Source organism: Xanthobacter sp. NM-25, from assembly GCF_022138605.1.
Taxonomy (GTDB): Bacteria; Pseudomonadota; Alphaproteobacteria; order Rhizobiales; family Xanthobacteraceae; genus Xanthobacter.
Genome location: NZ_JACBFS010000006.1, coordinates 147,417 through 170,086, shown reverse-complemented (window position 1 = coordinate 170,086; position 22,670 = coordinate 147,417). Strand labels below are relative to the sequence as shown.

Below are 22,670 nucleotides of genomic sequence, written 5' to 3'. Positions count from 1 at the left end.
CTATTCGGCCGCTTCCACCTGTGGCGCGAGCACGGCGGCAATGGCCTTGGGATCGATGTCGTCGTGCTCGGCGATCACCACCAGGCGGCCGTGGCGGGCCTCCTGCGGCCCCCACGGCCGGTCGTATTGATGGCGCACCCGGGCGCCCACCGCCTGCACCAGCAGCCGCATGGGCTTGCCGGCCACCGCCGCATAGCCTTTTACCCGCAGGATGTTCTGGGTATCGGCCAGGGTGACGATGCGGGCGGTGAGCTCGGCCGGATCGGCCAGCTCCGGCACCTCGATGACCACGCTGTCGAAATCGTCGTGGTGGTGGTCGCCGGCGCCGTCATGGTGGCTGGGGCGGGCGGCGAGGTCATCCTCGGCGGCGGCGCCGAGACCGAGGATGATGCGCGGATCCACCACCCCGTCGACCACCTCGACGATGGGCAGCGGGCGCGGCGCCTCGGCCTGGATCACCGCCTTTGCTTGGGCGACGCCAGCGGCGCCGGCGAGGTCCGCCTTGGTCAGCAGCACGATGTCGGCGCAGGCGATCTGGTCCTCGAACACCTCGCTCAAGGGCGTCTCATGGTCGATGCTGGCATCGGCCTGGCGCTGGCGGTCCACTGCGGCGACGTCCGGGGCGAAGCGGCCGGCGGCCACCGCCTCCGCATCGGCGAGGGCGATCACCCCGTCGACGGTGATGCGCGAGCGGATGTCCGGCCAGTCGAAGGCCTTCACCAGCGGCTTGGGCAGGGCGAGGCCGGAGGTTTCGATGAGGATGTGGTCCGGCCGCGGATCGAGCGCCATCAGCGCCTCGATGGTGGGGATGAACTCATCGGCGACGGTGCAGCAGATGCAGCCGTTGGCCAGCTCGATGATGTTCTGCTCCGGGCAGTCCGGCAGGGCGCAGCCCTTGAGGATCTCGCCATCGACGCCCACGTCGCCGAACTCGTTCACCACCACCGCCAGCCGCTTGCCGGCGGCGTTGCGCATGAGGTGGCTGATGACGGTGGTCTTGCCCGCGCCCAGAAAGCCCGTGATCACCGTCACGGGCAGCTTTTCGAGAGTGGCCATGGTGCGCCTGCGTCCCATCCTGATGGTTCGGGGGGCGCATGGCGGGTGGCTTGACCTTAAGCCCTCCCGACACCGGCGCACCCCGTCCGGTTCCGTCTGTCGGGCTGGCAGGTCTCCCGGCTTGCGGAAGTCAGAGGACGCACCACACGATCCGCCCGGGGGCGGTCGGCGCGGGCGGCTCTGGCGGTCACCCTGCCTTCCCGGCGCGAACCAGTGGCATTGGGCGACCTCTCCGGTCACGGTCGCGGGGGCGGCTGCGCTTGGGCAGGCGCGTGGGCAGCATGCTCACGCGCCGAAGAGCCTGGCGCATTCCCTTTTCATCTGTTTACACAGACACCAGCTTCGCGGGAAATGTGCCCGAACGGCCGACTCTGTCAAGCAAGAAGGATCTGCCCCATGGATGAGCTGACCGCCCGCCACAATGCCAAGATGAAGGTCGTCAAGGCGGCGCGGGACGAGATGATGAAGTCGAAGACCCGGGAAAAGGGCCTCATCATCGTCCACACCGGCGCCGGCAAGGGCAAGTCGTCCTCCGGCTTCGGCATGATCCTGCGGGCGATCGCCCATGGCATGCCGTGCGCGGTGGTGCAGTTCATCAAGGGGGATCGGGAGACCGGCGAGAAGACCCTGCTGCGCGAGCGGTTCGCCCGGGAATGCCGGTTCTTCGTCAGCGGCGAGGGCTTCACCTGGGAGACCCAGGACCGCGACCGCGACGTGGCGGCGGCGCAGCGCGGCTGGCAGCTGGCGCAGGCGCAGATCCTTGATCCGCAGATCCGCTTCGTGCTTCTGGACGAGATCAACATCGCCCTGCGCTATGGCTATCTCGACGTGGCGAGCGTGGTGGACTTCCTGACGACGCAGAAGCCGGCCATGACCCATGTCTGCCTGACCGGCCGCAATGCGCCGCCGGACTTGATCGCGGCGGCCGATCTGGTGACGGAGATGACGCTGGTGAAGCATCCGTTCCGCGACGGGGTGATGGCGCAGCCGGGGGTGGAGTTCTGATGACCATCAATGTGGAAAAGCCCCGCCCGGCGAGCCCGTGCATCGGCGCCTGCGGCATTGATCCGGCCACCGGCTATTGCACCGGCTGCGCGCGGACCGGCGCGGAGATCGCCGCATGGGGCGGCGCCGACGAGGCCGAGCGCCAGCGGATCTGGGCGGCGCTGCCGGCCCGCGCCCGCACGCTCGGCCTGCAGATGCGCCGGCTGCCGTGGCGCGGCGCCAGCCTGCTGGATGCCATCGAGACGCGCTTCGCGACCGCCGCGGGCACCTTCGTGGTGGGCGTTCCCGGCGCCGTCGCCGAGGTGCTGCGGGAGCCCGATGAACCCTTCGAGCGGGTGCGCGAGGCGGACACCCTCACCGTGCGCACCCGCCGGGCGGCCCTGCGGGTGGAGGCGCCGGCCTTCCTCACCGCCTTCGAGATCGCGCGCGAAGGGCGCACGCCACTGATCGCGCTGGCGGTGCCCACCGGCCGCGCCGATGTCGCCGGCCCCACCACCCTGACGGCCCTCGGCACCGATCCGCAGGCGCTGCTGCCGCGCGATGCCGACGGCCTGCTGTTCGATATGGGGCTGGGGCGCCGGGGCGTGCGCTTTTCCATCCGCTGCGCGCCGGCGCTGGCGCCGCGCATTGCGGCGCATTGCGGCACGCCCTGGCCGCAGGACCTGGCGCGCATCGGCGCGGCGGTGGTGGAACACAGCCCGGTGCGCGTGGTGGAGACACCCTGCCTGCGAGCCGAGATCGATGCGGTGATTCCGCCGCCGGATGGTCGTTCACCGGAGGGGCCGCACACCCATCTGCTGCCCGATCTGCTGGCCCAGGGCGAGGCGGGGGCGACCGGCTTGCCGCTGCCAAAGGGCTATCTGCTCGCCGCTTTGTTTCATCCGGCCTGAGGCGGCGCCATGGCACGCGCGCTGATGATCCAGGGCACCGGCTCCAATGTGGGCAAGTCCCTGCTGGTGGCCGGGCTGTGCCGGGCGGCGCGGCGGCGGGGCCTCTCGGTGGCGCCGTTCAAGCCGCAGAACATGTCCAACAATGCCGCGGTGACCGCCGACGGGGGCGAGATCGGCCGCGCCCAGGCGCTGCAGGCGCGCGCCTGCGGCCTCGCCCCCCACAGCGACATGAACCCGGTGCTGCTCAAGCCGCAGAGCGAGGTGGGCGCGCAGGTCATCGTGCAGGGCCGGCGCCTGGCCACCGCCGGGGCGCGCGACTATTTCAAGCTGAAGGCCAGCCTGCTGGCGCCGGTTCTGGAGAGCTTCCATCGCCTCGGCGCGGCCCATGACCTGGTGATCGTCGAGGGCGCGGGCAGCCCGGCGGAGGTCAATCTGCGCCCGGGCGACATCGCCAACATGGGCTTCGCCCAGGCGGCGCAGGTGCCGGTGGTGTTGGCCGGCGACATCGACCGTGGCGGGGTGATCGCCCAGATCGTCGGAACCCAGGTGGTGATGGCGCCGCAGGATGGGGCCCTGGTGGCGGGGTTCCTCATCAACAAGTTCCGCGGCGATCCCCGCCTGTTCGACGACGGCTATGCCATGATCGCCGCGCGCACCGGCTGGCGCGGCTTCGGCGTGTGCCCCTGGTTTCCGGACGCCTGGAAGCTGCCCGCCGAGGATGCCCAGGATCTCGCCGCGCCCCGCCGCGCCGCGGGGCTGCACGTGGTGTGCCTCGCCCTGTCGCGCATCGCCAATTTCGATGATCTCGACCCGTTGGCGCAGGAACCCGGCGTGCGGCTGACCCTCTTGGGCGCCGGCGCGGCGCTCCCCGGCGACGCCGATCTGGTGATCGTGCCGGGCACCAAATCCACCCGTGGCGATCTCGCTTTCCTGCGCGCCCAGGGCTGGGACCTGGACCTGATAGCCCATTGGCGCCGGGGCGGCCGGGTGCTCGGCATCTGCGGCGGCTACCAGATGCTCGGCCGCACCGTTGCCGACCCCGAGGGGGTGGAAGGGCCGCCGGGCATCGACCCCGGCCTCGGCCTGCTGGACGTGGATACGGTGATGAGCACCGACAAGCGCCTGGCCGAGGTGGAGGCGGTGCATGGGCCCACCGGCCTGCCGTTCGCGGGGTATGAGATCCACATGGGCCGCACCGATGGGCCCGACCGGGCCCGGCCCTTCGCCCATGTGGCGGGCATTTCGGAAGGCGCGATCAGCGCCGATCAGCGGGTGGCCGGCAGCTATCTGCACGGCATGTTTCGCGACGACGCTTTTCGCGCCGCATTCCTCAGCGGCCTCGGAGGGGTGTCCGATCTCGGCTATGAGGCCACCCTCGAAGCGACGCTCGATGCCCTCGCGGAGCATCTGGAGCGGCATCTGGACGTGCCGGGCCTGCTGTCACTCGCCCGCGCGCCGGCCGATGGGGGCGAAGGCGCGTTCCAATTGTCGCCACTGCCCGGCGCTGCCGGCTAGGCCGAGCCGGAGCCAGCCCCGCGACCACGGGAAGATGCGCGACCACACCCGGCCCTGCGCCAGGCGTGCCTGCGCGGCGGCGGCATCGCCGGTGTCGTAGGTGCGAAACAGAGCCGTGCCGCCGATGAGGCGCCAGCCGGCGGCGGCGGCCAGCCCATCGAGCCGGCGGGCATCCGCCGCCAGTCGGCTCCGGGTGTCCTGCTGCCAGCGCCGATCGGCCAGCGCCGCCTGGCCGATGACCAGGGCCGGGCCGCTCACCGGCCAGGGGCCGGCGAGGCGCCGCAGGCGCTCCACCAGATGGGGCGCGCCCACCGCGAAGCCCAGGCGCACTCCGGCGAGGCCATAGAATTTGCCGAACGAGCGCAGCACGAGGATGTTGGCCGGCGCCGGCCCCAGATGGGGCAGGATCGACAGATCCGGTTCGGGATCGACGAAGCTCTCGTCCACCACCAGCAGCCCCACCTGGGGCGCCAGCCCCATCAGCGCCTCGGGCATCATGCGGCGGCCGTCGGGATTGTTGGGATTGACGATGACCGCCAGATCGGCGCCGGCGAGCGCCTCCGCGGTCGCCACCGTGTCCACCGTCCAGCCCATGGCCGCGAGGGCGGCGGCGTGCTCGTTGTAGGTGGGGCCCAGCACCCGGGCGCGCCCGGGTGGGACAAGCTGCGGCATCAGCTGGATGGCGGCCTGGGCACCGGCGACGGCGAGCACCGGTGCGGCGGCGCCAAAGGCCGCCTGGGCGGTGGCCTCGAGCGCCTTGTGGGCCTCCTGCGCCGGCAGGGCGGTCCAGGCCGAGGCGGGCAGGGGCGGCAGCGGATAGGCCACCGGGTTGATGCCGGTGGACAGGTCCAGCCAGTCGCCGGCCCCATGGAGCGCCAGGGCGCGGTCAAGATCGCCGCCGTGATCCCGCATTGCCGTCATTTCCGAGAACACCCGCGATCAAGCCGCCCGCGCGCCGATGCACCGGTCGCCCGCCGCAGCGTGCGCCGTGGCGGGCCCGGTTCCGGGCGAGGGATAACAGCCTGCTGCCGGCGTCTCAACCCGCGCCGCTGGTGCCATCGCCGCAACGCCGCGGCCGCACGTGTCGGCGTTCAGCGCGCGGGCGCCGGGGGAACGGGCGTCGGCTCGAAGCCCTCGATGGTCCATTCGTACACGGCGGTGCCGGTGCGGATGGCGCCCACGCGCGCCGAGGCGAGATCGAGGATCTCGACGATGACCCAGGTCCACATCAGGGTCAGCAGCAGGATGAGGGCGTGGGACGCCCGGTTCTTGAGGCCGAACTGGTAGCCGAGGCAGGCCATGCTCAGCAACGTCATGCCGATGAGCAGCCAGAACAGCTGCGGCGGCAGGATGACGCTGAATGCGAAGCGCTCCTTGGTGGTGGCGTCGAACATGTCGTTGGTCGCGGCCATCAATGAGGTGGTGACCGGATTGGGCTGGGCACGCACCATGAGGGACACCTGCGCCCAGATCTCGTTCTGCAGAACAGAGGTGCGCTGGTTGATGCCGTCGATGGCGGCCTGGTCGCGGCCGGCCGCGACGAAATCGGCGCGGACCCGCGCATAGTCCTCCACCAGCGTGGCGATGGCCTCGGCTTCCGGCGTGCCGATGGCCTTAGCCCGCAGCCAGGTGGTGGACATGGCATTCGCCTCGGCGAGGCTGCCTTGCCGATGCTCGTTGAAGCGGCCATTGGCGAAGGAGAGGGTGAGCGCCAGCACGAAGGCCAATAGCCCGAGCATGCCGCCGACCACTACGCCGACGGCCTCGTGGCTGACCTGCTCGGCGCGATGGCGCTGGCCCAGCCAGAAGCCCGCCGCATGGGCCACATTTTGCACGATGAAGAGGATAAGACCGAAAGCCAATACACTGCGTTCGGCAATCGCCAGCGCCCAGACCATGATGGAGTCCCCGGATCCGACGCCGCGAAATGCCGCCGGATTGCCGCCCATAATTGAAATCGCCGGCGGGCACCACCACTATTGTGCGGGGTCCAGCGCCGGCGATGCGTGGCGGCCCCAGGGGCTGGGGGAGCCGTTGTCTCTCAGGTCCTTCGATGCCGCATCGGTGGCGGCGGCTCAGCCGGCGAGCCGGCGCATGTCGGCCACCTCTTCCAGGCTGCCGAGCCGGTCCAGGAGGGACGCGGCCGCATTCTCCAGAACCGGCGACGCCAGGGTCATGAACTTGTCGGCGATGACCTCGTCGCTGGGGAAGGTCTCCGGCTCGCCGGAGGGATCGGCCATGTGGCGCTCCATGTCGCCCTTGGTGGTGCGCAGGCTGATATGGGCGCCGAAGGGGTGACGCAGCCCCTCCAGGCGGGCGTCGCGGTGCACCTCCACCCGTGCCGCGGTGGCCTCGATGGCGGCATCGCCGATAAGGGCATAGTCGTCCCAACCGAACCGCCCGCGATGGAGCGCGACGGCGGCGGCGAACGGCATGGAGAACTGGCCGTCGACGATGTTGCGCGGGTGCTGCTTCTCCTCCAGGGGCGCGCCGGTGAGCGTCACGCCATTGCGGTGCAGGCCGATGTGCACCGCCAGGATGTCGTCGGGCGAAAGGCCCGCCTCCCGCCGCAGGGCGAGCAGGCCGTCGACGGCGGCATGGGTGTAGCGGCAGGCGGGATAGGGCTTGACGCCGATCTTCATGGTTTCCCACACGCGGCCGAGATCGGCCACCGCCAGTTCCGGCCGGGCGTCGTCGGTATAGGCGTGGAGGAAGCCGTGGGGCCCCTCGATGGCGGCGCTGGCGCCACGGAAGCCCTCGGCGGCCAGGGTGGCCGCTATCAGACCGTTCATGGCGGCAGCGCCCACCTGCCAGCGCTTGTTCCAGGCGCCGTTGACCAGGAATTGCAGGGAGCCGGCGGCCTGCGAGCCCGCCACGCCAAAGGCGCAGGCAATGCCCGCCGCATCGAGGCCGAGCAGCTTGCCGGCGGCGGCCGCCGCACCGAACGTGCCCGCCGTGGCGGTGGGGTGGAATCCGCGGGCGTAATGGCGCGTGGGATCGAGGGCATTGCCCAGCCGGCAGCACACTTCATAGCCGGCGACGATGGCGGTGAGCAGGTCGCGGCCGGAGGCTCCGGTCATCTGCGCCGCCGCCAGCGCCGCCGGCACCACGGGCGCGCTCGGGTGCAGGGAGCTGTCCGCATGGGTGTCGTCGAAGTCGAGGGAGTGGCCGAGCGCGCCGTTCAGCAGCGCCGCCACCGCCGGCGTATAGCCGCGATCGGCGCCGAACACCGTGGCATCACCGGGGGCATCAAGGCCCAGGCGCCGCAGCATGGCGAACAGGGACGGGCTGGAATCCGCCTCGCGCCCGGCGCGGATGATGCTGCCGACGAGATCGATGGTGAGGTCGCGGGCGCGGGCCGGAACCGCCGGCGGCAGGTCGGCGGCGGCGAGGTCGGCGACGAAGCGGGCAAGGGTGAGGGTCGTTTCCGTCATGGGCTTTCACGCCTCTTTTGGGGGAGGGGCCATGGCACCCGCGCCGTCACCGTCGGGGTGCCATGGGGGCGCGGGTGCGGGATGCGCTCTACAGGGCGGCTTGCGAGCCGAGGATGGCGGTGCACTGGGCGGACAGGGTGACGCCGTTGCCGTGGCACAGGGCGAGGTTGCAGTCCTGGATCTGCCGCTCGCCGGCCTCGCCGCGGATCTGCGCCACCGCCTCGGCGATCAGGAACATGCCGTACATGCCTGGATGCACGCAGGACAGGCCGCCGCCATTGGTGTTCACCGCCAGCCGTCCGCCGGGCAGGATGTTGCCGTCGGACACGAACCGTCCGCCTTCGCCCTTCGGGCAGAAGCCGAGGTCCTCCAGGAACAGGATGGTGTTGATGGTGAAGGCGTCATAGACCATCACCAGATCGAGGTCGGCCCGCGCCACCTTGGCCATCTCCAGCGCCCGCGGGCCGGATTCCGCCGCCGGGGTGACGGTGAGATCGGGCATGGCCTGGATGGAGCGATGCCAGTTGGCCCCGCCGGCCCCGAGGAAATACACCGGGCGATCATGCAGGTCCTTGGCACGTTCGGCGCGCACCAGCACGCAGGCGGCGGCGCCGTCGGTGACCAGGCAGCAGTCGCCGGTGGTCAGGGGATCGGAGATCATCCGCTTGGCCAGCACGTCCTCGCGGGTCAGCGGGCCGCGGGCGAAGGCATCGGGGTTCAGATTGGCCCAGGCGCGGGCGGCCACCGCCACGTCGGCGAGGTTTTCCCGGGTGGTGCCGTATTGCGCCATGTGCCGGCTGGTGGCGAGGGCATAAGCGGTGATGGGATGGCGGGTGCGGTAGGGCACCTCGTGCCACTGCGCCTCGCTCATGGAGGCGAGCTTGCCGCCGGCGGTGCGCTGGTTGGAGCCGTAGCAGATCAGCGCCACGTCACACAGCCCGGCTTCCAGCGCCATGGTGGCCTGCAGCAGGTGGAACTCGAAGCTGGCGCCGCCCACGTTGGTGCCGCCGAAGAAGCGGGGCTTGAGGCCCAGGTGCTCCACCACGCTCATGGTGGGGAAGGCGTGGCTGGAGGTGGCGGCGAACACCGCATCCACATCGCGGGTGGACAGGCCCGCATCGCGCAGCGCCGCCACCGCGGCGAGGCCCAGAAGCTCGATGGCGCTGAAGCCGGGCGCTTCGCCCACGCCGGCGGTGGCCATGCCGACGATGGCGGCCTTGCCTCGGTAATCGCGGCTCATCAGCGTGCCTCCTCAGCGCCCGCGAGCGGGCGGAACACCACACGGGCGGCATCGCCCGTGCCCTCGATCTCGGCCTTGACGCGGGTGCCCACCGGCACGCTCTCCACGCCGATGATGGTGCTGATCATCCGCACCCCCTCATCGAGCTCCACCAGGGCGATGTTGTAGCTGCCGGCCTTGTCGCGGTTGACGGTCAGCGCATAGACGCTGCCGAGGCCGGAGGGGGCCTGCCACTCCAGATCGGTCGCGCCCGAGGGCGCCACCACCTTGGGATAGAAGACATATTCGCCGGTGGACCGGGACCGCTGGATCATGAAGCGGCCGGATCGCAGAAAGGCCTCGTAGGTCGCCTGCGGCCCGGCCGCGTCGGTTGGTGTGTGTGTCATGGCTCTCATCCTGCGCGACTGGCGGCAGCCGTCGCGCCTGTGGCGTTGGGGCCTCGCCCGCGCGGGGCGCGGAAAAGGCCGTGGCGGCGAACCCTCCCACCCTCGGGCGGGGAGGGGATTGCGGGATCACCCCGGCGGGCGGGCCGGCAGGGCGGGGCTCATGCGCCGCTCATGCAGCCGGCTCCGCGCCGCTCCAGCGGCCGTCCAGCGCCAGGGCCAGCAGGGTCTCGCGGCTCAGCGCCTCGATGGCGGCGACGGCGTTGGTCATGGGGCGGGTGGCGGCGCGGGCGAGGTGCACGGTGCGCTTCAGGACGGGCTTGCCGATGGCCCGGAAGCGCAGGCGCCCCTCTTCCACCTCGCGGGCGATGGCGGTGTAGGGCAGAATGGAGCAGCCCACGCAATTTTCCACCAGGCGCTTGATATTGTTGTAGGAATCCACCTCGAGAATGGTGTTCAGGGTGACGCCGATGGCGGCCGCCTCGTGCTCCAGCTGCGCCCGCAGCCCGTGGGTCAGGCTGGGCAGAATGAGGGGCAGCGCGGCCACCTGCCGGTAGGCCAGCGTGGCGCCGCCGGGCAGGCGGAGCCCCTCCGGCGGGTGCGACGGGCTGAGCAGGTAGAGGGTTTCGCTCAGCATGTGCTGGGAGACCAGCGTCGCATCCGGCGCCGCGCCATAGAGAAGGGCGAGGTCCACATGGCCTTCGCGCAGCCACTGCAGCACGAAGCCGCTCATGGCCTCGGCGATGCGCAGCTTGATGGCCGGATAGCGCGCCCGGGCCGCCATGATGAGCGGCACGGAGAGGATTTCGCTGATGGTGCCCGGCAGGCCGAGGCGCACCTCGCCCGCGGGCGCCTCGTCGTGCCGGCGGATCTCCGTTTCGGCGGTGGCCAGCTGGTCGATGATGAGCCGGGCATGCCGCAGCAGGGTTTCGCCCGCCTCGGTGGCCACCACGCCTTTCGCGCTGCGGAACAGCAGCTGTGCATTGAGCTCCGCCTCCATGTTCCGCACGTGCAGGCTGAGGGCGGGCTGCGCCACGTTCAGCGCCGCCGCCGCCTTGGAAAAGGAGCCGCGTTCGATGATGGCGATGAAATAGCGGAGCTGACGAAGGTCCACCCTCGAATCCTGCGCGTGGGAGCGATGCAGCCTTATGGTGCACAATCGCGCCGGGGAGGGAAGGGATGCTGCGTCTTTCTGGGTCATAAAAACCGCTAGGCGGAACGTTATGGGGCGCCGACCGGCATCCCGGCCCGGGTGAGGATGGTGCGGGCGCGGGCGCGCACCGGCGCGTCCACCATGGCGCCGTCGACCGCCGCGGCGCCGTCGCCGGAAGCCAGCACCTTGCGGGCCCAGGCGATCTCGTCATCCGTGGGCCGGAAGCCGGCATTGAGCGGCGCGATCTGCTGGGGATGGATGGCGAGCTTGCCGGTGAAGCCCAGGGCGCGGGCGTGGCGCGCATCGTCGGTCACCTGCACGGCATCGGCGATGGCGGTGGTGACGCCGTCGATGGGGCCGGGCCGGGCCGCCAGGCGGGCGGCCAGCACCAGCTCGGCGCGGGCGCTGGCAAGGGCCTCGCGGATATGGGCGCAGCCGAGATCGGCGCAGAAGTCCACCGAACCGAAGGCGAGCCGCGCCACCGCCGGATGGGCGGCGAGGGCGCGGGCGGCGGCCAGGCCGGCGGCGCTCTCGATGAGCGCCACGATGGGGAGGCCCGGCGCCTGCGCGGCGACCCTGTCCAGGGTGTCCACCTGCTCGGCCTTGGGCAGCATCAGCGCCGTGGGGCGCAGTGCCCGCACGGCGTCGAGGTCGTCCCCATGCCAGGGTGTTCCGGCGGCATTGATGCGCACCAGCACCGGCCCGGTGCTGAAGCCGGTTTCGAGCGCCGCGCGGGCCGCGGCCTTGGCCGCCTCGGGCACGGCGTCTTCAAGATCGAGGATGATGGCATCCGGACCGGCCGCCGCCGCCTTGGCGAAGCGGTCGGGCCGGTGGGCCGGCACGAACAGGAAGCTCACGGCATCGGCGACGGACATCACCACTGCGCCTCCGCCGTCATGGCCAGCGGACCGCCGGGGCGAGCGGTCCAGAGCTTGAGGCTGCTGCCATCGGCATCGGCGTGCAGCTGCACCGGCGCCGTATCGAACAGCGGCGAGAGGGCGCGGAAACTGAAGCGGGCCGGCGCGGCGCCATGGATCTCGCTGGCGAAGCGCAGCAGCAGCGTGGCCTGCAGCGGGCCGTGCACGATCAGGCCAGGATAGCCTTCCACCTGCGTGACATAGGAGCGGTCATAGTGAATGCGGTGGCCGTTGAAGGTGAGCGCCGAATAGCGGAACAGCAGCGGCGGGCTCGGGTCCACCACGCGCTGGTGGGCGCCGGCGGGCGCGGCGACCGGTGCCGGTTTGGGGGCGGAAGCCGTCTCGGGGGCCGGATCGAGGCCGCGATAGACGATGTCCTGCCGCTCCCGCACGACGAGGCGGCTGCCGCTGGTGATCTCATGGGCCACGGTGACGAAGCACAAGGTGCCGGTGCGCCCTGTCTTCACCGTCACGTCGTCCACCCGCGACAGCCGCCGCACGGTATCGCCCACCGCCATCTCGCCGTCGAAGCGCAGGTCGCCGCCGGCCCACATGCGCCGGGGCAGGGGCACCGGCGGCAGAAAGCCGCCGCGCATGGGGTGCCCGTCGGGGCCGAGCTGTTCGGTGGGGGCGGCCGGCTGGGTGAGGCACCAATGCAGCAGGGGCGGCGCCGCCTCGCCGGGCTGTGGCGCGCCAGGCTCCACATCGAAGGTGGCGTGGAAACGGCGCACCAGATCGGCGGTGGCCACCTCGGTGGCGGTCTCTGTGCGACCGATCCAGGATTGCAAGTGGGCGATGTCGAGTGGGGCGATGTCGAGTGGGGCGATGTCGAGTGGGGCGTTGGCGGGCATCATGGCGTGGGGCTCCCTGTCGCGGCGGCGGGCAGCGGCCCGTGGGCGCCGATGGCCGGCACCGGACCATAGACGCGCGGCGCCCCCTGGACGATGGGGGCGGGCGCCGGGAAGGAGACCGGGCCGGCCGGGGTCTCCACAGTGATCCGCCGCAGGTGCGGGTGCCGCGACAAGGCGGCCATGTCGTTCACCGCCGCGAAGGCCACATCCGCCCGCTGCAGCAGGGCGATCATGTCTTCGGCCGCGCGGCTGGCGAAGGCCGCGCCCACCACCGCGTCGGTGGCGGCGCGGTTGGCCACCCGCGCCACGTTGGAGCAGAAGCGCGGATCCTCGGCGAGGGCGGCATCGGCGAGCACCCTCTCGGCGAATGTCTTCCATTCCCGCTCGGACTGGATGGAGATGAGAATCTCCACGCGGTCCGCCGTGTGGAACACCCCATAGGGGGCGATGGAGGGGTGGGCGAGGCCGGCCCGCGCCGGGCTCTTGCCGGCCTCGGCGTGCAGCAGGGGCACGGTGAGCCAATCGGCCATCACGTCGAACATGGAAATGCGGATGTCCGCCCCTTCGCCGCTGGTCGCGCGGGCGATCAGCGCTTCGAGAATGGCGGCATAGGCGGTGGCGCCGGTGGCGATGTCGACGATGGAGATGCCCACGCGCGAGGCGCTCTCCGGCCCGCCGGTGATGGAGGCAAGGCCGGATTCGGCCTGCACCAGAAGGTCATAGGCCTTGCGCTCCGCGAGCGGACCTTTGTCGCCATAGCCGGAGATGGAGCACATGACGAGGCGGGGAAAGGCCGTGCGCAGATGCTCCCGGCCGAGGCCCAGCCGCTCCAGGGCGCCCGGCTTCAGGTTCTGGATCATCACGTCGGCCTGCGCGAGGAGGCGTTCCACCTCGGCCTTGCCATCGGGCGTGGTGAGATCCACCACCACCGATTCCTTGCCGCGGTTGAGCCACACGAAATAGCTCGCCTGGCCCTTGGCCACATCGTCATAGCCCCGGGCGAAATCCCCTTCCGCCCGCTCGATCTTGATGACGCGGGCGCCGGCATCGGCGAGGCGGGCGGAGGCGAAGGGCGCGGCCACCGCCTGCTCGATGGCCACCACCGTGATGCCGTCCAGCGGCAGGCGGGCGGGCGCCGTCATCAGAACGACCTCGGCAGGCCGAGCACGTGCTCGGCCACATAGCTCAGGATGAGGTTGGTGGAGATGGGGGCCACCTGATACAGGCGGGTTTCGCGGAACTTGCGCTCCACGTCATACTCGCAGGCGAAGCCGAAGCCGCCGTGGAACTGGATGCAGGCGTTGGCCGCCTCCCAGGACGCCTTTGCGGCAAGGTATTTTGCCATGTTGGCCTGGGTGCCGCAGGGCTGGTGGGCATCATAGCGCCGGCAGGCCTCGAAGCGCATCAGGTTGGCCGCCTCCACCTCGATGAAGGCCTCGGCGATGGGGAATTGCACCCCCTGGTTCTGGCCGATGGGACGGCCGAACACGGTGCGCTCCTTGGCATAGGCCGACACCTTGTCGATGAACCAGTAGCCATCGCCGATGCATTCCGCCGCGATCAGCGTGCGCTCGGCGTTGAGGCCGGTGAGGATGTATTTGAAGCCCTGGCCTTCCTCGCCGATGAGGTTTTCGGCGGGAATTTCCAGATTGTCGAAGAACAGTTCGTTGGTCTCGTGGTTCACCATGTTGAGGATGGGCCGAACCGCCATGCCGGCGCCCATGGCCTCCTTGATGTCCACGATGAAGATGGACAGCCCTTCCGACTTCTTCTTCACCTCGGCCAGCGGCGTGGTGCGGGCGAGCAGGATCATCAGGTCGGAGTGCTGGACGCGGGAGATCCACACCTTCTGCCCATTGATGACGTAGCGGTCGCCCTTGCGCACGGCGGTGGTCTTGATCTTGGTGGTGTCGGTGCCGGTGGTGGGCTCGGTGACGCCCATGGACTGCAGACGCAGCTCGCCGGCGGCGATCTTCGGCAGATACTTCTGCCGCTGCGCCTCCGAGCCGTGCCGCACCAGGGTGTTCATGTTGTACATCTGGCCGTGACAGGCGCCGGAATTGCCGCCGGCCCGGTTGATCTCCTCCATGATCACCGAGGCTTCCGTGAGGCCGAGGCCCGAGCCGCCGTAGGCCTCCGGGATCAGTGCCGCCATCCAGCCGGCCTTGGTCAGGGCATCGACGAAGGCTTCGGGATAGCCGCGGGCCTCGTCCACCTTGCGGTGGTATTCCGCCGGAAAGTCCGCGCACAGGGCGCGCACCGCGTCGCGGATGTCCTGATACTGGTCACTGCCGATGGTCTGCATCGTCTCTTCCTCAACCCAGGAGCGGGAGCCCCGGCAGCGCAGCGGGGGCTCTCTTATTCTTCATGTTTGCGGGCGCATTTCGAGCATTAGAAAGTATAGATTATGTTATGCCCCGCCACAGATCGAATAATTCTTTTGCCTATGGCCTATAGCAGGACGCTCTAGCCCACCTCTCACATCAGGCTCGGCAGGAACAGGCTGATGGAGGGAAAGGCGATCAGCAGCGCGACGATGAACACCTCGGCCAGCAGGAACCACGCCGCCCCCTTGAAGATGGTGCCGAGGGGTACCTGATCGCCGATCACCGATTTCACCACATAGATGTTCAGCCCCACCGGCGGGGTGAGCAGGCCGATCTCGATCATCTTCACCACGAGCACGCCCATCCACACCAGATCGAGGCCCACCGCCTTGAACGCCGGCAGCAGCACCGGCAGCGTGATGAGCATGATGCCGATGGGATCGAGGAACATGCCGATGACGAGGTAGAGCACGATCATCACCAGGATGATGGTGAGCGGATTGGGATCAAAGGCGTTGACCACCTCGGCCATGTGCATCGGCACCCCGCCGAGGGCGAGGAAGCGGGTGAACAGGGCCGCGCCCAGGGCGATGAAGAAGATGGTGGCGGAGGCCCGCAGGCTATCCGCCAGCGCCGCCTTGAAGGCGGTCCAGTCCAGCGAGCGGCGGATCAGGCACAGCACGAAGGTGGCGATGGCGCCGAGGGCGGCGGATTCGGTGGCGGTGGCAAACCCCGTGTAGATCGAGCCGATCACCGAGAAGATCAGCAGCGGCACCGGCCAGATGCCCGCCAGCATGCGGAACCGCTCGCCCCAGCCATAGCGCTCGGTTACCGCTGGTGCGAGCGCCGGGTTGAGCTTCACGCGGACGATGATGAGGCCCATGTAGCAGGCCGCGGTCAGCAGGCCCGGGAGAATGCCGGCGATCAGCAGCTTGCCCACCGGGGTTTCCGTGTACCAGCCGTAGATCACGAAGGCGATGGAGGGCGGGATCATGGCGCCGATGGTGCCGGACGCGGCGATGACGCCGGTGGACAGGCCCGGGTCATAGCCGCGCTTGAGCATTTCCGGCACCGCCAGGCGGGTCATGGCGGCGGCGGTGGCCATGCTGGATCCGGAGGCGGCGGAAAACATGGTGCTGGCCGCGTTGGCCGCCACCGCCAGGCCGCCGGGCATCCAGCTGAGCCAGACGCGGGCGGCCGCGAACAGGGTGGTGGTGAGCCCGCCATGATAGGCGATGGCACCCATCAGCAGAAACAGTGGGATCGCCGACAACGACCAGTGGGCGGCGAAGTCGTACGGGATGGCGGCCATGGCCGACCAGGCGGTGCCGGTGCCGCGCAGCATGGCGATGCCGAGGATGGAGACCAGGGACAGCGCGATGGCGATGGGCGCGCGCAGGCCCAGCAGCGCGAACAGCAGCAGGAAGACGATGATGGTGACCATGCCGGAAGTCATCACGGGCGTTCCTGATCCTGTTCGCGGTGGTGCGGGTTTTGTTGCGGCGTGCCCGCGGGGCTGGGCGCCAGGCTGCGGCGGGTGAGGCCGAACCAGATGGTTTCGATGGCCGACAGGGCGAAGGCGAGGCCGCACAGGCCGATGCCAAAGGCGAAGATCCAGCGGGTGGGCCAGATGGGCACCTCGAAGAAGACCGCGTCGAGGGATTCGGAAATGGCCGTCTTGGCCATGGCCATCTCCACCGCCGAGGCGGTCCACACCAGCAGCAGGGCGGCCGAAATAAGCTGCATCAGCGCATCGAGGGCGGCGATGCGGCGGGCGCTCATATTCTGGGTGAACAGCTCGACGATGAGATGCTCGTGGCGGAACTGGATGAGGGCGAGGGGCAGGAAGGTGATGCCCACCATGTACCAGTTGGAGACGATCTCCAGCGTGCCGGTGAGGGGCGCGCCGAACAGGGTCCGGGCCGCCGCGTCGGCGCCCACCTGGAGCATCATGGCAAGAATGAACAGCGCGGCGACGAAATAGCTGGCCTTGGCCGCCTGTTCCACCAGGCGCCTCGACATTCGGAACACAGACATGGGGGGCTCCGCAGGCAAGCGCCATCCTCCACGCCCCGGGCGCGCGACCCGGGCCGCGAAGGATGGGGCGACCGGGCTCAGTTGGGCAGCTTGTCGTAGATCTCCGCCTTCATGGCGGCTTCGATCTTGGTGCGATCGCCCTTGGCGTCGGCCACGATCTTCTCCCATTTGCCGAGCAGCGCGCGATAGGTCTTGGCCGCCGTCTCGGGATCCTGGACGCCGCGGGAGGCGGCCTTCTTCACCGCTTCGGCGCGCACGCCCTCACGGGCCTGCTGGAACGCGGCATCGAGGCCGGGAAGGGTCGGGACATAGGTGATGTCGCGCTTCTTGGCTTCGGCGCGGGCGATGGCCGCCTCGTGGTCATAGGCGAGGGTCATGCCGGTGAGCAGGGCCGGCGCGTTGGCCAGCATCACGGCGCGCTGGTCGGGGGTGAGGGCGGTCCAGGCGGCCTTGTTCACGGCCATGCCGTGACCGCCGGCCCACGTGCCGAGGGGCTCCTCGATGACGAAGCGCACGGAATCCCAGATGTTGTAGGACTTGAGCCAGCCCTCGGGGCCGAGCACGCAGTCGAGGGTGCCGCGCTCCAGCGCCTCATAGATGTCGGTGACGGGCAGGTTCACCGGGGTCATGCCGAACTCGGCGGTGAGCCGGCCCCACAGGCCCGCGGTCTTCACCTTCTTGCCCTTGAGGTCGGCGAGGTTCTTCACCTCGGTCTTGCACATGAGCACATAGGGCGCGAGCGAATGGACGCCCAAGGTGACGGCGCCGGCCTTGTCCATGTCCTTCAGGCAGCCGGGGCAGTTGAGGAGTTGATATTCGGTGGCGGCGGCGGTCGCGCTCAGGGCGTTGTTGTTATAGACGCCGAGGTCTGACGACAGGTTCGAGTTGGGCAGCACCTGGGGAATGTAGGCGTCCACCACATAGCCCGACGAGACCAGCCCGTCGCCGATGCTGGACAGGACCGTCTTGGCGCTGACCACCGAGCCGCCGCTGAACAGCTGGAAGCTCACCTTGCCGCCGGTCTCCTGCTTCACCTTGTCGGCATAGGGCTGGAAGCCCTCGGTGATGAGGGCGTGGGTGGGTGGGCTGATGCTGCCGTAGCTCAGCTCGCCGGCGGCGACCGCCGAACTGATCAGCAGGCCGGCCGCGACCAGCGCCCCGGGCAGGGCTTGGCGGGTCGATACTCCTGGAGCCGTCGTCATGAATGTCCTCCCGGGGGTGCGCCGCCTGCGGATACGGTCGCCATTTATTGTGAGATTTTTGTTTCGCAGAGTGGTATCACATAATCGCAAAATCTCGAGACTGTCAAACCGCAGCGACCCATCGCGGGAGGTGTTGCCCCTGAATTTTTCGCAGGTTTTCAGAAGAACGACACAATAAGCCGTGCCGAGTGCGCAACGCTTTGTGAATGTTTCCGGTGTTCCCGGCATCCCGGTTGCGAGCTTGGTTGAGCAAAAGATTCCGCTAAGCGGTACAGCGAGGAAGCGTCATGCGGGTTATCGACTTTTTTGACCGGGGGCTCATGCTCGCGCCCGAGCGGGCGTGCCTGAGCGACGATGCGACCGCGATCTCCTATCGGGAGGCGGCGGCGCTCACCCATCAGGCGGCCCGGCTGCTGCGGAGCCTGGGGGTGGAGCCCGGCGACGCGGTGGCCTTCATCTCGCCCAACGATGCGTTCGGCTATGTGGCGGCGCTCGGCATTCTGCGGGCGGAGGCCGGCTGGGTGCCGCTCAATGTCCGCAACACCGTGGCCGACAATATCCACCATCTCGAGGTGGGGCGTCCCAAGGCGCTGCTCTACCATTCCAGCTTCGAGGCCGATGTGGCGGCCTATCGGGCAGCGGTGCCCTCCATCACCCACGCCATCTGCATCGATGCGGCGGGCGCCGAGGGGCCGGGGCTGCGCGCGCGGCTGGAGGCGTTCGACGCCACGCCGGTGGCCTATCCGGCGGGGCGGGTGGACAGCGCCGATCTGTTTCGCATCTCCTGCACCGGCGGCACCACGGGCACGCCGAAGGGGGTGCGCCACAATCACCTGTCCTATGAGATGAACGTGGCGGCCTATCTCGCTCTGTGGAGCTTCGAGGCGCCGCCCCGGTTTCTGCTGGTCGCCCCCATGACCCATGCGGGCGGGGCGCTGGCGCCGCCGGTCTTCGCTTTGGGCGGCACCGTGCGCATGATGGCGAAGAACGATCCCCTGCGGATCATGCAGGTCATCGCGGCGGAGCGGATCTCGGCCGCCATGCTGCCGCCCACCGCCATCTACATGCTGCTGGACCACCCGCAGGTGCGCGACTTCGATTATTCTTCGCTGCGCTATTTCATGTTCGCCGCGGCGCCCATGGCGCCGGAGAAGATCCGCCGCGCCATCGACATCTTCGGCCCCTGCTTCGCGCAATTCTATGCGCAGACGGAGGTGGCCACCACCATCACCTGGATGTCGCCGGGCGAATATGCGCAAGCGGTGGCGGAGCCCGAGCTGGCCCATCGCCTGCGCAGCGCCGGCCGGCCCGGGCCCTTCTCCGTGCTCGGCATCATGAACGCCGATGGCCAGCTGCTGGGCGATGGCGAGGTGGGGGAGATCGTGGTCCGCTCGAACCAGGTGATGGCGGGCTATGTGGACCAGGAGGAGGCCACCCACGAGGTGTTCGCCTATGGCTGGCACCATACCGGCGATCTCGGTTATCGCGATGGCGACGGCTATTATTACCTGGTGGACCGCAAGCGCGACCTGGTGATCACCGGCGGCTTCAACGTCTTCCCCGGCGAGGTGGAGAAGGTGCTGCTCGCCCACCCGGCGATCCAGGATTGCGCGGTGATCGGCATTCCCGACGAGAAGTGGGGCGAGGCGCTCACCGCCGTGGTGCAACTGGCGCCCGGCCAGGCGCTGGATGCCGAAGCGCTGCGGGCCTGGAGCCGCGAGCGCCTCAGCGGGGTGATGACGCCCAAGCATTACGAGTTCTGGGAGGAGCTGCCCAAGAGCTCGGTGGGCAAGGTGCTGAAGCGGAAGATCCGCGACCGCTTCTGGCAGGACCAGGCCCGCGCCATCTGAGGGGGATGATCATGAATGCAACCATGCGCGCGGTCGTCTGCGAAAGTTGGCGCCCCTTCGATGAGCTGGAGCTGACGCGGGTATCGGTGCCGCCGCTGCGGCACCCCGAGGACGTGCGGATCGAGGTGCGCCACGCCGGGGTCAGCTGGGCCACCACCCTGGTGGTGGCCGGCAAATATCAGCGCAAGCCGCCACTGCCCTTTTCCCCGGGTACCGAGGTCACTGGCATCGTGCTGGAGGTGGGGCCGCAGGTGAGCGGCCTCGTCCCCGGCGACCGGGTCTGCGCGGTGGCGGATTTCGGTGCCTATGCGGAACAGGCGGTCATCCATCGCCGCCATGTCTTCAAGGTGCCGGACGGGCTGCCGCTGGATGCCGCCATCGCCCTGCCCATCTCCTATATGACGGCCTATGGCGCGCTGTTGTGGCGGGCGAAGATCAAGGCCGGCGACCGGGTGTTGATCCACGGCGCCGCCGGTGCCGTGGGGCTGGGCGCCGTCGATATCGCCCAGGCCCATGGCTGCGAGGTGTTCGCGGTGGTGCGTGGGGAGGAGAAGCGCCGTTTTCTCGCCCGGCGCGGGGTCGACCACGTCATCGACAGCACCACCGCCGACTTCCAGGCGGTGGCGCGGGAGGCGACCGGCGGGCGCGGGGTGGATGTGATCCTCGACACGGTGGGCGGCTCGGTCTTCGAGCGTTCGCTGCGATGCCTGGACGAGGATGGCCGGCTGCTGGTGGTGGGGTTCGTCGGTGGCGATATCGCCACCGTTGCCACCAACTTGATCCTGTTGAAGAACATCGCCGTGGCGGGCTTCAACCTTGGCCAGTATGTGGGCTGGGGCGTGGTGGATGAGCGCGCGCGCTTCGCCGCCCGCTATGGGCAGGGCATGGAGCAGTTGCTCGCCTGGTGGTGCGAAGGACGGATCGCGCCGGTGCTGCACGCCCGCCGTCCGCTGGCCGAGTTCCGCGACGCCATGCGCCTCGTCACCGATCGCCAGGCGGTGGGGCGGGTGCTGCTGGACCTTTAGGGCGCGCGGGGCATCCGATGCGGGCCGGGTGCCCCGCTTGCGGATCAGGAGGCGAGGGGGGTGTTCTGCGCCTCCCGCTTCAAGGCGCTTTTCATGATCTTGCCGGTAGGGCCGATGGGCAGCTCGCCGATGCGGATCTCCACCGGGATCTTGTAGGGCGCCAGCTGGTCGCGCAGGTAGGTGGTCAACTCCTCGGCGGTGGCCTGCCGGCCCGGCAGCAGCTGGACGAACGCCACCACCTCCTCATTGCCGGGCACATCGCGGCCCACCACCGCCGACTGGCCCACCGCCGGGTGGCTGCCCAGCACCGATTCCACCTCGATGGGATAGACGTTGAAGCCGGAGCGGATGATCAGCTCCTTGAGGCGGCCGACGATGCGATAGTGGCCGTCGGCATCGCGCTGGCCGAGGTCGCCGGTGGCGAGCCAGCCGCCTGGCCGCATCACCTCCGCAGTGGCCTGGGGGTTGCGGTAATAGCCGGACATCAGCGAGGGGCCGCGCACCCAAATTTCGCCGGTCTCGCCCTCGGCGGCATCGGTGCCGTCATTCCCCATCAGGCGGATCTCGACCCCCGGCTGGGCGACGCCCACCACATTGGCTTCCACATCCACCCCATCGGGCACCCGGCACACGGGCACCATCTCGGTGGCGCCATAGCCATTGCCGATGGCGACGCCGAAGGCCGCCTGGATGCGCTGCTTCAGGGTGGGGTCGAGGGCGGCGCCGCCGCAGGCCAGGGCGCGGACGTGGCCTTGGCGCAGGTCGATCCGCTGCGCTTCCGCATAATCCAGCAGGCGGGAGAACAGCTGCGGCACGGCCACCAGGAACGTGGCGTCGCCATCGAGGATGGATCGCGTCATGTGGGCGGGATCGAACCCCGTGGCGAGAATGGCCTTCGCTCCCGCCATGGCGGCCGCCAGCAGGTTGCTGGACAGGCCGATGGAGTGGCTGAGGGGCGAGACGATATAGATGCCGTCGCCGGGTGTCAGGTGCCGCGACAGGCATTGGCTGTAGGCGGTGTAGGACACGGCCCGGTGCGACAGCATCACCGCCTTGGGGGCGCCGGTGGTGCCGGACGTGAAGGTGAGCACGGCGATCTGGTCGTTGCTCGCCTGCACCGGCTCGGCGACGCTCGCGGCATCCGCCGGGGTGGCGAGGGCGCGGCCGAACAGTGGATCCTCGATGCTCTGCAGATCGGCGAGGGCTGCCGCATGCCTGGCCGCCGCCGGTGAATCGTCCACCGCATAGATCACCGTCCGCACGCCGGCGAAGTCGCGCATGGTGGCGATCTCGCGCTCGGACATGCGGGCATTCACGATGGAGGCCCAGGCGTCGAGATGGGTGATGGCGAAGAACAGGACCACCGTGCCGATGCCGTTCTCCGAGATCACCATCACCCGGTCGCCCGGCCGCACCCCGAGCGCGGTGAGGCGCGCGGCGGTGCGCGTGATGGCGGCACCGACCTCGCCCCAGGTGAAGCGGCCGCTGCGGGTGTCATAGGCGATGGCGTCGGGGGTCTCGGCGCTCCAGCGCAGCGGCAGTTCACTGACGCGCCGGGGCAGCTCCAGTGGCGCGGTGGTGGTGGTCATGGGCTGCTTCCTCTCCTTCTTTGGTCCGGCGGGCGGTCGAAGGGGTGGTCCGGCACCGCGGCGTGTTTCGTCTTTTGTAGCAGAACGCATGGTTGCGGCAAATGAATTCCGCTTTACGGAATAAGAAAGTCGACTAGCGGATCAAAATAGGGCACGTGGCCCCGCATTTCCGCATCTTACGCCGCGGCCGGCATTC

The 22,670-nt window shown here is 69.6% G+C and carries 20 protein-coding genes and 1 riboswitch; of the genes, 5 read left to right on the top strand and 15 right to left on the bottom strand.

The genetic code is table 11. From position 1 onward, the window contains the following. Window positions 1-1,056 carry a cobalamin biosynthesis protein CobW gene (gene cobW / locus MEU52_RS17425; protein WP_238123277.1) on the bottom strand — a complete coding sequence of 352 codons (1,056 nt, stop codon included), beginning with the start codon at window positions 1,054-1,056 and terminating at the stop codon, window positions 1-3. Between the two features lie 89 nt (window positions 1,057-1,145). Then, window positions 1,146-1,412: riboswitch (cobalamin riboswitch) on the bottom strand. 40 nt (window positions 1,413-1,452) lie between these two features. Between cobW and cobO the strand changes: the two genes are divergently transcribed. Genes cobO through MEU52_RS17410 form a run of 3 tightly spaced genes read left to right on the top strand, consistent with a single transcriptional unit; the run spans window position 1,453 to window position 4,466 of the window. Further along, window positions 1,453-2,061, top strand: coding sequence for a cob(I)yrinic acid a,c-diamide adenosyltransferase (cobO, locus tag MEU52_RS17420; RefSeq protein ID WP_238123278.1), 609 nt, complete (start codon window positions 1,453-1,455; stop codon window positions 2,059-2,061). Continuing rightward, window positions 2,061-2,951 carry a DUF1289 domain-containing protein gene (locus MEU52_RS21985; RefSeq protein WP_337927148.1) on the top strand — a complete coding sequence of 297 codons (891 nt, stop codon included), beginning with the start codon at window positions 2,061-2,063 and terminating at the stop codon, window positions 2,949-2,951. Before cobO ends, MEU52_RS21985 begins: the two co-directional genes overlap by 1 nt. 9 nt (window positions 2,952-2,960) lie before the next feature. Continuing rightward, on the top strand, window positions 2,961-4,466 hold the full coding sequence (locus MEU52_RS17410) for a cobyric acid synthase (protein WP_238123279.1): 1,506 nt from the start codon (window positions 2,961-2,963) through the stop codon (window positions 4,464-4,466). Here MEU52_RS17410 and cobD read toward each other — a convergent pair. From cobD to MEU52_RS17345, 13 genes are all read right to left on the bottom strand, one after another. Further along, window positions 4,392-5,378 (bottom strand): threonine-phosphate decarboxylase CobD, encoded by a 987-nt coding sequence (cobD, locus tag MEU52_RS17405; protein ID WP_238123280.1) that lies wholly within the window; start codon window positions 5,376-5,378, stop codon window positions 4,392-4,394. The two genes, MEU52_RS17410 and cobD, sit on opposite strands and share 75 nt — an antisense overlap. Window positions 5,379-5,557: 179 nt before the next feature. Further along, window positions 5,558-6,364, bottom strand: coding sequence for a bestrophin-like domain (locus MEU52_RS17400; protein WP_238123281.1), 807 nt, complete (start codon window positions 6,362-6,364; stop codon window positions 5,558-5,560). Window positions 6,365-6,541: 177 nt separating this feature from the next. Next, window positions 6,542-7,900 carry an MmgE/PrpD family protein gene (locus MEU52_RS17395; protein WP_238123282.1) on the bottom strand — a complete coding sequence of 453 codons (1,359 nt, stop codon included), beginning with the start codon at window positions 7,898-7,900 and terminating at the stop codon, window positions 6,542-6,544. An 88-nt stretch (window positions 7,901-7,988) separates the two neighbouring features. Next, window positions 7,989-9,140, bottom strand: coding sequence for a thiolase (locus MEU52_RS17390; RefSeq protein WP_238123283.1), 1,152 nt, complete (start codon window positions 9,138-9,140; stop codon window positions 7,989-7,991). Next, window positions 9,140-9,526 carry a Zn-ribbon domain-containing OB-fold protein gene (locus MEU52_RS17385; protein ID WP_238123284.1) on the bottom strand — a complete coding sequence of 129 codons (387 nt, stop codon included), beginning with the start codon at window positions 9,524-9,526 and terminating at the stop codon, window positions 9,140-9,142. Before MEU52_RS17385 ends, MEU52_RS17390 begins: the two co-directional genes overlap by 1 nt. A 169-nt stretch (window positions 9,527-9,695) precedes the next feature. Continuing rightward, window positions 9,696-10,637 carry a LysR family transcriptional regulator gene (locus MEU52_RS17380; RefSeq protein ID WP_238123285.1) on the bottom strand — a complete coding sequence of 314 codons (942 nt, stop codon included), beginning with the start codon at window positions 10,635-10,637 and terminating at the stop codon, window positions 9,696-9,698. A 107-nt stretch (window positions 10,638-10,744) separates the two neighbouring features. Then, window positions 10,745-11,554, bottom strand: coding sequence for an HpcH/HpaI aldolase/citrate lyase family protein (locus MEU52_RS17375; RefSeq protein ID WP_238123286.1), 810 nt, complete (start codon window positions 11,552-11,554; stop codon window positions 10,745-10,747). Next, complete coding sequence (locus tag MEU52_RS17370) at window positions 11,551-12,444, bottom strand: FAS1-like dehydratase domain-containing protein (RefSeq protein WP_238123451.1); 894 nt, start codon at window positions 12,442-12,444, stop codon at window positions 11,551-11,553. The genes MEU52_RS17375 and MEU52_RS17370 overlap by 4 nt, the downstream gene beginning before the upstream one ends. Further along, entirely contained in the window at window positions 12,444-13,586 is a 1,143-nt protein-coding gene (locus tag MEU52_RS17365) for a CaiB/BaiF CoA transferase family protein (protein WP_238123287.1), read from the bottom strand. The genes MEU52_RS17370 and MEU52_RS17365 overlap by 1 nt, the downstream gene beginning before the upstream one ends. Beyond that, window positions 13,586-14,749 (bottom strand): acyl-CoA dehydrogenase family protein, encoded by a 1,164-nt coding sequence (locus tag MEU52_RS17360; RefSeq protein WP_238123288.1) that lies wholly within the window; start codon window positions 14,747-14,749, stop codon window positions 13,586-13,588. Before MEU52_RS17360 ends, MEU52_RS17365 begins: the two co-directional genes overlap by 1 nt. Before the next feature lie 173 nt (window positions 14,750-14,922). Continuing rightward, window positions 14,923-16,227 (bottom strand): TRAP transporter large permease, encoded by a 1,305-nt coding sequence (locus tag MEU52_RS17355; RefSeq protein ID WP_238123289.1) that lies wholly within the window; start codon window positions 16,225-16,227, stop codon window positions 14,923-14,925. Continuing rightward, window positions 16,227-16,808: a TRAP transporter small permease gene (locus MEU52_RS17350; RefSeq protein WP_238123290.1), complete on the bottom strand. Its 582-nt coding sequence runs from the start codon at window positions 16,806-16,808 to the stop codon at window positions 16,227-16,229. Before MEU52_RS17350 ends, MEU52_RS17355 begins: the two co-directional genes overlap by 1 nt. 77 nt (window positions 16,809-16,885) lie before the next feature. Continuing rightward, window positions 16,886-18,010: a C4-dicarboxylate TRAP transporter substrate-binding protein gene (locus tag MEU52_RS17345; RefSeq protein WP_238123291.1), complete on the bottom strand. Its 1,125-nt coding sequence runs from the start codon at window positions 18,008-18,010 to the stop codon at window positions 16,886-16,888. 287 nt (window positions 18,011-18,297) lie between these two features. Here MEU52_RS17345 and MEU52_RS17340 point away from each other — a divergent pair, with 287 nt between their 5' ends. Continuing rightward, window positions 18,298-19,860, top strand: coding sequence for an AMP-binding protein (locus MEU52_RS17340; RefSeq protein ID WP_238123292.1), 1,563 nt, complete (start codon window positions 18,298-18,300; stop codon window positions 19,858-19,860). 23 nt (window positions 19,861-19,883) lie between these two features. Continuing rightward, window positions 19,884-20,885 carry an NADPH:quinone oxidoreductase family protein gene (locus tag MEU52_RS17335; protein WP_238123293.1) on the top strand — a complete coding sequence of 334 codons (1,002 nt, stop codon included), beginning with the start codon at window positions 19,884-19,886 and terminating at the stop codon, window positions 20,883-20,885. Window positions 20,886-20,929: 44 nt separating this feature from the next. On the opposite strand, the gene MEU52_RS17330 is transcribed toward MEU52_RS17335, so the two are convergent. Beyond that, window positions 20,930-22,474, bottom strand: a complete 1,545-nt coding sequence (locus MEU52_RS17330) for a class I adenylate-forming enzyme family protein (protein ID WP_238123294.1) — start codon at window positions 22,472-22,474, stop codon at window positions 20,930-20,932. Window positions 22,475-22,670: the final 196 nt, after the last annotated feature.